At 72.6% G+C, this 1,296-nt stretch carries 1 protein-coding gene; it reads right to left on the reverse strand.

The window, feature by feature from the left end; genetic code table 11:
• Positions 1-11 precede the first annotated feature (11 nt).
• On the reverse strand, positions 12-1,296 hold a 1,285-nt coding region (locus G6018_RS17605; protein WP_182640065.1), incomplete at its 5' end, for an ATP-binding domain-containing protein.

Genomic DNA, 1,296 nt, shown 5'->3' on the forward strand with positions numbered 1-1,296 from the left:
CGCGTGGTCGCTCATGCGCTGAGCTCCTCTGTGTCGTCGGAGACGGACTCGCGGATCCGTGAGAGCAGTGGCCCGAACCGACCGGGCTGGACGAGGACCAGTTCCTGGGTGGCGCGGGTGGCCCCCACGTACAGATCCTGGAGCCCCTGCGGCGAACGTCCGAGGACGTGCTCCGGATCGACCACCACCACCACGTCGAACTCGAGTCCCTTGGCCAGGGCCAGGGGGAGGACCGAGGCGTCGGGGCGCGCCGCGATCACGGTGTCCCTGAGGGCGGCGATCCCGGGGGCGTTCTCGTGCCCGAGGTCATCGGGGAGGAGCACGGCCACGGCCCGGTCCTCCGGCACGAGGGAGACCTCGTCGGCCACCACCCGGCCCACCGAGCCCGTGTCGGTCTCGAGCCACGCGACAGGCCGTCGGCCCGCACGTACCGGGCGCGGCGAGGTCGCCCCCGGGTCGATCTGCGCGAGCAGCTGTTCCGCGACCGCGGAGACTGTCTCCGGGGTGCGGTAGTTGACGGTGAGCTCGCAGAGGACCCACCGGTCGTCCACGTACGGCGAGAGCGCGTCCTCCCACGAGTCGATGCCCGCAGGGCTGGAGGTCTGGGCGACGTCCCCGACGAGGGTCATCCAGCGGTTGGGGGAGCGACGCATCAGCGCGCGCCACGCCATGGCGGACAGCTCCTGCGCCTCGTCGACGATCACGTGACCGAACGCCCACGTCCGATCCGCGCCGGCACGATCCGCGACGGTGAGGTCCGAGTCCGCACTGTGCCGCCGGGCGAGCGACTCCGCGTCGACCACGTCGTACGCCATGAGGACCTCCGGGTCCAGGTCGTCCTCGATGTCCTGGACCGCCGACCCGGTGAGGATCTCGAGCGCCTCCTCCGCCTGACGGACCTGTTCTGCCCAGGCTCGGTCCGCCTCGTTGCCCTCCTCGGTGGGGTCCTCGCCCAGCAGTTCGGCGAGTTCGTCGAGGAGCGGGACGTCGGCCACCGAGAACGCCCCACCGTCGGCGCGGAAGAGGGCCTCCTGGTCCTCGGCCACATAGTCGCCGGCCGCCTCGGAGATCCGCTCGCGGCTGGAGAACAGGTCGGCCAACAATTGCTCCGGCCGCAGGGTGGGCCACCAGTCGTCGATCGCGTCGAGGACCTCGGGCGCGCGTTCGACCTCGGTGCGCAGCGCGGCCCGGTCCTCCGCGTCCAGCAGCGGCCGGGCGGGGTCCCCGAGATCCCCGACCCCGTCGCCCTCGGGGGACCAGGCGGCGTCCTCCGCGTGCCCGACGGGATCGGTCAGG

It is taken from the genome of Dietzia sp. DQ11-44 (assembly GCF_014145205.1).
In the GTDB taxonomy this organism is placed as follows: Bacteria; Actinomycetota; Actinomycetes; order Mycobacteriales; family Mycobacteriaceae; genus Dietzia; species Dietzia natronolimnaea.